The organism is Phycisphaeraceae bacterium, from assembly GCA_019636735.1.
Taxonomy (GTDB): domain Bacteria; phylum Planctomycetota; class Phycisphaerae; order Phycisphaerales; family SM1A02; genus VGXK01.
Genome location: JAHBWY010000003.1, coordinates 487,629 through 495,533, shown reverse-complemented (window position 1 = coordinate 495,533; position 7,905 = coordinate 487,629). Strand labels below are relative to the sequence as shown.

The following is a 7,905-nucleotide window of genomic DNA, read 5'->3' as shown; positions in this document are numbered from 1 at the left end:
GGTTCAAGTCCCTTCGCCCGCTTTTCACCGGCACCGCAGAAAACAGCGTGTTTCCCGAGGTGATTCGCGGGTTCCGTGCGATTCATCGCCGGCGCCGCGCCATCGCCGAGCGTTGCCGGAATTCGCCATTGTTCGCCGAGTTGGTGGGGCGCTTCGTGGGGCGCGCGCCCCGATCGCCCCTTCACGGTTGTGGACCCAGATCCGTCCGTTGTTCCGGTTGCAGCCCGTGACACCACGGCCACCGACGGGAGGGACGCCAGCGCCCCAGCGGCATCATGGAGCCCGAGTGCGGTGTAGTGGGCAAGCGTCGTTCGGTAGTCCGTGTGACGCATCAGCACACGCGCCACCTGGGGAGCGACACCAGCACGAGCGAGCCGAGTCCCGAGCGTCGTCCTCAACGCATGCAGATCTGCCACACGGCCCTCCGCGTCTCGCGGTGGTATCCGTGCGGCCTCGAAGTCGTCCCGTCGCTCACGGTCGCTCACCGCTCGTGGGAACACGCGAGCCGTGGCGAGCGCAGCCGGTGCAAGCAGTGGACGCATCGACCGCAACTCATCGGCAAGCTCAGGATGGAGCGGCAGCTGGTCATCACGGCCGGACTTGCCGCCGCGGATCATGAGCGTGGCCTCGTCGAAGTCAATGTCCCGCCACTTGAGCCGCAGCAGATCACCACGCCTGAGCCCGGCATGCAGCGCCGCGAGGTACCAGGCGAGACGGCCGCGCGATCGTGCGACGGCCAGGAGCCGCGCCAACTCATCATCGGAGAGCGCTCTCCGCTCCCGTCTCCGATCCATCGACTCCTTGAACGCCTGGACATCGCCAGGGCGCCAATCGCTCGCAGCACGCCCGCGGCGTCGACACCAGGAGGCGAAGGCTCGAACGGTTTGCCGCATGGCGTTGCAGGTCCGCGCAGACAGCCGGGAGTCCCCGACCGCCTCGGCTCGCGGAGACCGGCGCCGCCTCGGTGCCGGCGTCTCGACATCCCGAACACCACGCGCGCGCACGAGCGTCTTCACCAGATCGAGGGCTTCCAGGTGAGCTCTTCCATTCGCGGGCAGGGCGCCGGATTGCATCGACCGCATGGCCGAAGCGACCGCCTCGGCCGTCAGGTCCACAAGTTTCGGAGACCGGCGCCTTGGATCAGTGAGTGCCGCGATCACGCGGCACAAGTGGCCGCGCTTGAGTGCGATCGTCCCGGCGGATTGAGTCGATGAGCACTCCGTCAGGTAGTCGGCAACATGATCGGCAAGGGCCTTCCTGGCCGGTTCCGATCGTGAGCTCTCGCCAGGGATCGCCACCGGCGCACCGAGCTTGCGAAGCCGCTCCGCCTCGAGTCGCTCACGCAGAAGGTGCTCAGCCTTCGCCCGGTCGGTCGTCCGCATCGACACCTCACGGCGCTGGCCTCGGTGATCCGTGAATCGAGCAAGCCACACACTGCGGCCAGGACGCTTCACGAGCGAACCGGTGCCGCGGTGGCGCAGCCCTTCGGCCTTCTTGTTCACGCTGTCTTCTGACATCCCACTTGTCCCACTGCGGCGCTGACGGTACCGTCGCCGCCGGCGGGCCGCAAGATCGCCGGCACTGACGCGGGGGCCCCTCGCGCACGACCTCTGATCCTCGCGATCGACTCCGCCAGAGCAAGGCTGTCAGGGTGAGCCTTCATCGTGGGGCCGTTGGTGCTGGTGATCGCGGCCGGCGGAGCGGAGCCCCCGCGAAGCTCCGATCCGCCGGCGTGCGATCGTCCACGGGCGGGGGGTTGGGGGGGGTCTGATCTCTTCTTCTGATCTCTTCTTCTGATTGGCGGACAAGCGTGGCCGGTGTCGGTGACAAGGTTGTCCACTGTCGGTGACAAGGCTGGCCGCTGTCGGGCCCGCCCATCAGCGGCCAGCCTTGTCCGGTGTTCCAGTTCTGCCCTTGTCATCGGGGCCGCCGGGTTTGCATTCACGAGAAACCTCCCAGGCCGCCCAGGCGCTTGGCGGAGCACCTCGAACAAGAAGCCGCCCAGTTCCAAGTCCTTGAACGCACGCCGAACGGTGCGTGTGCTGATCCGCAGGTCCTTGGCGATCGTCTCGTGCGACACCCACACGCACAGATGCCGCCGGTGTTCTGGGTTGCTTTGGCGCATCATGATCAGGTAGATCGCGACACGCCAGGTCGCCGCCGGCCAGGGGTCTGTCCTTTCCGACACGATCAGCCACCTGGGCACCATCGCGAAGCGTCGGTCGTCCTTGTCGTCCGGGTCGGTGCGGCTCATCGTCGAGCACCACCGCGGCTCCGCGCGATGAAGTCCGCCAGGTCCTTCGGGTCGAACAACACGCGACGCCCAACATGGACACATGCGAGCTGGCGGTTCTTCGTGAGCCAATAGAGCGTCGTCCTCCCGATCCCGAGTGCAGCAGCTGCCGCCTTCGCGTTGATGAGCTGCGGCAGAGGCGCCTCGATCGACTTCGGCTCAATCATGGCGAGCATCCATCCGGTCCCTGCCGTGTCCCGCAGCAAGCTCGCGTGCCACCTTCGACGCGCGCCATGCAGTGGCGAACCGTCGCCAGCTGGTCAGTTGCCGCGAGCCGGTCGACGCTTGCACGAGCCCCGCCCGAACGAGCTTCAGCCGCGCGTCCTTCACGCTCGAGAATCGCCCGCCTACCAGGCCGTGCAACTGTTCGTCCGTTGCTCCCCAAGGCGCAAGCTCGAGCAGAACGGCCATGATGCGGCCCCTCAGCACACCGCTTGGCGGAAGGCGCCTAGCGGGTGCCATCGGCGCCTCCGATCAGGTGCGCTCCGGTCGATGCGATCCAAACCGTGGCCTTGCATCCCGAACTTGTCGGCCTGGTTCGGCCGCTCGATCGCACCTGGCCGAGCTTGGCCAACTCGCCCCTGCGTGGTGAGACAGTTTGCACTCGGAGCCCGAGCACGCCGGATAGCTCTTCGTCCGTTGCTCCGTGGGCGCCGCGAGCGATCAACTCAGCCAGTATGCGGGAACGGTCCGTGCCCGAGTGTGCGTGTGCTCGGGTCGCCGCAGCGTGGGAAGTGGCGGGCGCGTTCCGCCGCGTCGGCGCGAAGAGCGGCGCCGTGGGCTCGTGCTCAGGTCGCATCGTGGCCACTCCCATTCTGGTTGCATCGCCGCGCGTCGATCGCCGCCAACTCGTGCCGCACCTGGGCAATCGCATCCTCGGCATAGAGCCGAATCGCGCCAGCCCTGGCCTTGGGCCGAACATGGCGCCGCGTGGTGAGCACATAGAGAACGCGATGGAGCGGAGCGCGAAGCTCGCGGGCAATCACGCCAGGGGTCACAAGTCGGGGTTCGGTTGCAGCGCTCAAGGTGTTGGTCCTCACTAATGAGCACGGCGCGCATGCGCGCCGATGGAGCCCCCCTCAAGATCGGCCGAAAGCCACTGTTTCAGCGGCGCCGGCGCTCATGCGCGCGTGTTTCCCGAAGTCGGCTGCCGAGCGCAGCGCGCAGGGCGCTGCCATTTGCTGAATCACTTGCGCTTGACGAGCGACGCCAGGCCTTTCGGAGGATCGCCCGGCAGGCGCTCACTGGCCACGGCTCGCCAGTCGGTCGCATCCTCGCGTTCCGCTGCGCCGTCGGTGAGAGACCGAAGAACAGTGGCGCGCTGGGGTTCAGCGCGGCGCCGCGAGGCTCCGCGGGGTCCAAGATCCCGCCAAGCGCGAAGCTGGCTCACCATGCCTTCAGCACAACCGATTGCATCCGCCCACGCGCGGCAGGTGCGGCGCCGGAACTCGGGATCAGCGCGCAGCAGGTAAGCCGCGCGCTTCTCGGCCTCGGCCTTGCCCATTCGTGGCCTCAAACGCGGCGCCGTCACGACATCATGGCGCCCGCGTCGATGCCCCTCCGCCATCGTGTCGGCCCGCTCGGCGAGATAGGCAGCGAGCCGTGCATGCTCACGAATCCGCGCGGCGTCTCGAGCGGCACGCTCGGCGTCCGTCCCGCGTTCAATACCGCGCACTTCGTCCCGTGCGTGCTCAGCCCACGCCGCGACTTGCTCACCGATCGGCCGGGAATCAAAGCTCATGGCGCTGGCCAAGTGCGGAAGGATCGACGGGGCGCCGTGGCCGAACTTCACAAGCCCGCGGACCAAGCGAAGAAGGTCCGGCGCCGCGCCGCGAGTGCGAACGACTTCCCAGGCGACTTCCGCCAACTGTCTGAGGCACAGCCTCAAGCCGTCGAAGTTGATCGGCTCGAGCAACTCAAGGCGTCGCGCCGTGTCGCTCAACACTCGATCCCAGGAGCGCAGGGCCGACGCGCGGCGCTGCCATTCCGCAGCCTTCACGGGCGCCGCCTCGCTGCGCAGGTGTCCGCCGCGCCGCTCGCTCTTCGGTTGCCCCGTTCGTAGCCGTCGGGCTCGGATTGTCGCTTCCAAGGGGTTCCCACTTTCCGAGCCCCAGCATCCCGCGCTCGGGAGTGGGGCCCGAACGCGGGAGGCTGGTGAAGCGCTCCGGCCGGAGCGCAAGCTCAAGGGTCAAGATAGACCGAGCCCTGCCCCGCCGCAAGAGGCACCGGCGCTTCGCCGCCCATGATGCCAGGGCCAGCCCCGACGGCATAGCAAATGCTTGGCCAAAGTCGCAGCAATGGCTTGACAGCCGACCCGCCGCCCGCCATGATTCCGGCTATGAGCAGCAAGAACACCATCCGGTACGGTCTCTCCCGCAGCGACTACGAAGAGCTGTTCCTCCGCACGACTCCCATCGTTGGTGGAGCCGGGGCGAAGGTCTCCCGACATCGTCGCGCCCGGGAAGACGCGAAGATCGCCGCGTCCTACCCGAAGTCGTCGGGTGCCGTCATCAGCGAGCTTCGGGCACGCGGCTATGACGGTTCGAACAGCACACTGCGAGCGGCCATCAACGCCGGGATCGTCTCAGACGACCGAGACGAAGACACGGCCCAGCGCCGCTGGAGCGCTGAGCAGATTGACGCGATCGCCAACTGGTGCGAGCAGGAGGGGCGATGGACGCCCGGTGCAACTGCACGGATGTTCCACGGGATCGACGGAGCGCAGGAGATTCGCGCTCAGCGTGCGGCGCTCAGTGAACATCCAGAGGCGCAGGGCGACCCGGCGAACCTTGTCATGGAACTGGTGCCCGGCGCTGTGTCGCTCGGCGTTCCAACGCTCGTGCGCTACCGTCCGCTCTCCGCGGCCGAGCAGCGCCAGCGGCTTGAACGCATCGGCGCGGCCGTCGGTGCCCCTGTGGTCTTCTCGAAGGGGAAGCGTTGACCGCCTCCGCCCCCAACAAGGCCACCGCGCCGCTGATCCTCTCCGGTGGCGGAGTTGAGCTCACCGCAGCGGCCGCCGACAAGCTCCCCCGTCTCGCCATTGTCGCCTACAACGGCGGCATCATGAGCGTGTCCGGCTGGGGGCCGGTCGCGATCGACCTGGCGGGACTCGACATCAAGGGCCAGATCCCGATTCTCGCGGATCATCGCGTCGAAGTCGCAAGCGTCGTTGGGCACGGCGAGGCCATCGTGAGGTCTTCACGGCTCATCATCGAAGGCGTGGTCTCCGGTGCCGGAGACGCGGCCGCGCAGGTCGTCGCGATGAGCAAGGGCGGTTTCGAGTTTCAGGCATCGGTTGGCGTCAGGCCCACCGACTACATGACCGTCCGCGCAGGCGAGTCCGTGACCGTGAACGGTCGCGTGCTCAAGTCGGCCGAGAGCTTCACACTCGTGAAGGCTGGCCGGTTGAAGGAAGTCACTGTCACACCACTCGGCGCCGACGAAGGTACATCGGTCGCCATTGCAGCACGAAGGAACCACACCATGCCAGACAGCAACACTCCCACGATCACCGCCGGCGAACCGGTGGACGCCAACGCCATCCTCGCCAGCGAGCGAGCGCGGCTCCGAGAGATTGACAGCCTTTGCGGCATTGGAGGTATGTCTCATGCCGAGTCGCAGCGCATCGGGCAGCTGAGGGCCCAGGCCATTGAGGGGTCTCTCTCGATCGACGCACTCAGGGACCAGGTGCTCGCGATGCTCCGGGCGGCACGAGCCAGCAATGCGCCGCAGCCAATGAGCGGAGCACCTTCGGGCTTCGATCGCATCGGCAGCAATGGGGAGCTCATCCAGGCTTCGCTTCTCTGCCGCATGGGATTGGAGAAGGTGGCCGAGAAGACGCTCGGGCCGACCGTGACGCAACGCGCCGACGAGCTTCGGGCCACGCACCTTCTCGACCTGTGCCGCGTGGCGCTCCAAGCGGACAACAAGCCCGTGCCGCACGGACGCGAAGAGATGGTCAAGGCCGCATTCTCGACCGTCACCTTGCCCACCGCCCTGGGCGAAGTCGCACGGAAGGTCCTGCTGGACGCCTACAACGATGCGCCCGCAACCTGGCGAGCCTTCGCCGCGGTGCGTGGCGTCTCCGACTTCCGCGAGACGAAGGCGCTTCGGCCGAGCTTCGGCGGCACGCTTGACCAGGTGGCGCCGGCTGGCGAGTTGAAGCACACCACGGTGACGGAGTTCACCGCGGGCTTCAAGGTCGACACCTTCGGCAAGATCCTGCGGATCGACCGCCGCGACTTCATCAACGATGATGCCGGCGTCTTCCAGGAAGCGGCTCGTGCGTTCGGCAGCATGGCCATGCGCTCGGTCAATGACCTGGTGTACGGCGTCATTCTGGCCAATGCCAGCAGCTTCTTCGGTTCAGGCAACGGCAACTACATCAACGGCGCCGACTCGGCACTTGGCATCGACTCGCTCGCCGCCGCAATCAATGCGATGCGCGTTCAGCGGGACAGCGCTGGCAATGACCTGGACATCACGCCCGCCGCCTTGGTCGTCCCGCCGCAGCTTGAGACCACCGCGAAGGAAGTGCTTGAGAGCGAGTTCATCCAGCACACCTTCGAGACGATGGAAGACGCACGGCTCCCGACCGGGAACGCCGTGCGGAACGCCGTGAAGCTCATCGTGGAGCCGCGACTCAACAACACGGTGAAGTTCGGATCGGGCGCGAGCGCCAAGCACTGGTATCTCTTCGCCGGCCCGCAGGCGTCGCCCGTGATTGCCGCCTTCCTCAACGGCCAGCAGGTGCCGAAGATCGAGTTCTTCGATCTCATGGGCGACATCAACACGCTTTCGCTCGGGTGGCGCGTCTACATGGACTACGGCGCCGTCCTGGGCGACCCGAAGGCCGCCGTGCGGTCCAAGGGCGAGGCGTAATCGAGACTCCTCGACTCCCGCCGTGCCTCGCATCACGGTGGGTCGTCACGGGCCCCGGTGGACGCATCACGCCGCCGGGGCCCTCTTCATTGTTCCATGTCGGCTCCGCGGCGCGCTGTGTGTGCGTCGCGGGGCTTTCGCTTCCGCACGCTGGTGTAGAGCCGCTTTGTGCGCGCGATGCGATAGCCGAGTCGATCGGATTCCCCGTCGAAGGCGGGACCCGCATTGCTGCGGTCTTGTGGTCGTCCGAATTGAACCGTTGGGGAGTGCAGTTTGAGGCGGACATCACCATGAATCCAACAGCGGCGGCGCGTGCTGCGCGATGGCTGAGCATGGTGGTCGCGTGGCTTGAAGTGCACGAGTTCGATCCGCCAATGTGGGCGCCGATCGCCACAAGCGAGGCGTCGGCATGAGCCAGCGCAGCAAGTGCCGAGTGGTGCGTACTGCGCAGCGCTCAGGCGGCTACAAGCGCTGCGCCAGCGCTGCGCGTGTTTTCATGTCCAGACAGAGCCAGACAAATCCAGACGCGCCGACGGTTCGCAGAGCGTGCCCACTGGTAGCGCAAGAGAGCCGATCGCGTCCAAGTCGCATGCCGCTTGAAAGGCGGCTCGCGGTCAAGTCGCGCGAGCGCGACGAAGGCGGCAGGCGCGAAGCTGGCGGACCACGCGGAAGGCGGCTGCCCGTGGACGAAGCCGCATCACTCGCGCTTGGGTCCTTCCGAGCCGGCTTCC

General features: G+C 67.1%; 7 protein-coding genes. 2 read left to right on the top strand and 5 right to left on the bottom strand.

Going from position 1 to position 7,905, the window contains the following annotated elements:
* The 5 genes from KF724_06120 to KF724_06100 form a co-directional block, all read right to left on the bottom strand.
* Positions 1–1,502 (bottom strand): tyrosine-type recombinase/integrase (locus KF724_06120; protein ID MBX3355256.1); only part of this gene is annotated, 1,502 nt, incomplete at its 3' end.
* A gap of 748 nt (positions 1,503–2,250) precedes the next feature.
* A complete protein-coding gene (locus tag KF724_06115) occupies positions 2,251–2,460 on the bottom strand; it encodes a helix-turn-helix domain-containing protein (GenBank protein MBX3355255.1) in 210 nt (69 codons plus the stop codon).
* Positions 2,453–2,704 carry a hypothetical protein gene (locus KF724_06110; GenBank protein ID MBX3355254.1) on the bottom strand — a complete coding sequence of 84 codons (252 nt, stop codon included), beginning with the start codon at positions 2,702–2,704 and terminating at the stop codon, positions 2,453–2,455. Before KF724_06110 ends, KF724_06115 begins: the two co-directional genes overlap by 8 nt.
* Before the next feature lie 377 nt (positions 2,705–3,081).
* Complete coding sequence (locus KF724_06105; GenBank protein ID MBX3355253.1) at positions 3,082–3,318, bottom strand: hypothetical protein; 237 nt, start codon at positions 3,316–3,318, stop codon at positions 3,082–3,084.
* 161 nt (positions 3,319–3,479) lie between these two features.
* Positions 3,480–4,292 (bottom strand): hypothetical protein, encoded by an 813-nt coding sequence (locus KF724_06100; GenBank protein MBX3355252.1) that lies wholly within the window; start codon positions 4,290–4,292, stop codon positions 3,480–3,482.
* A gap of 339 nt (positions 4,293–4,631) precedes the next feature.
* On the opposite strand from KF724_06100, the gene KF724_06095 reads away from it, so the two are divergent.
* Positions 4,632–5,234, top strand: coding sequence for a hypothetical protein (locus KF724_06095; protein ID MBX3355251.1), 603 nt, complete (start codon positions 4,632–4,634; stop codon positions 5,232–5,234).
* Positions 5,231–7,174, top strand: coding sequence for a Mu-like prophage major head subunit gpT family protein (locus tag KF724_06090; protein ID MBX3355250.1), 1,944 nt, complete (start codon positions 5,231–5,233; stop codon positions 7,172–7,174). Before KF724_06095 ends, KF724_06090 begins: the two co-directional genes overlap by 4 nt.
* The last annotated feature ends 731 nt before the right edge of the window (positions 7,175–7,905 follow it).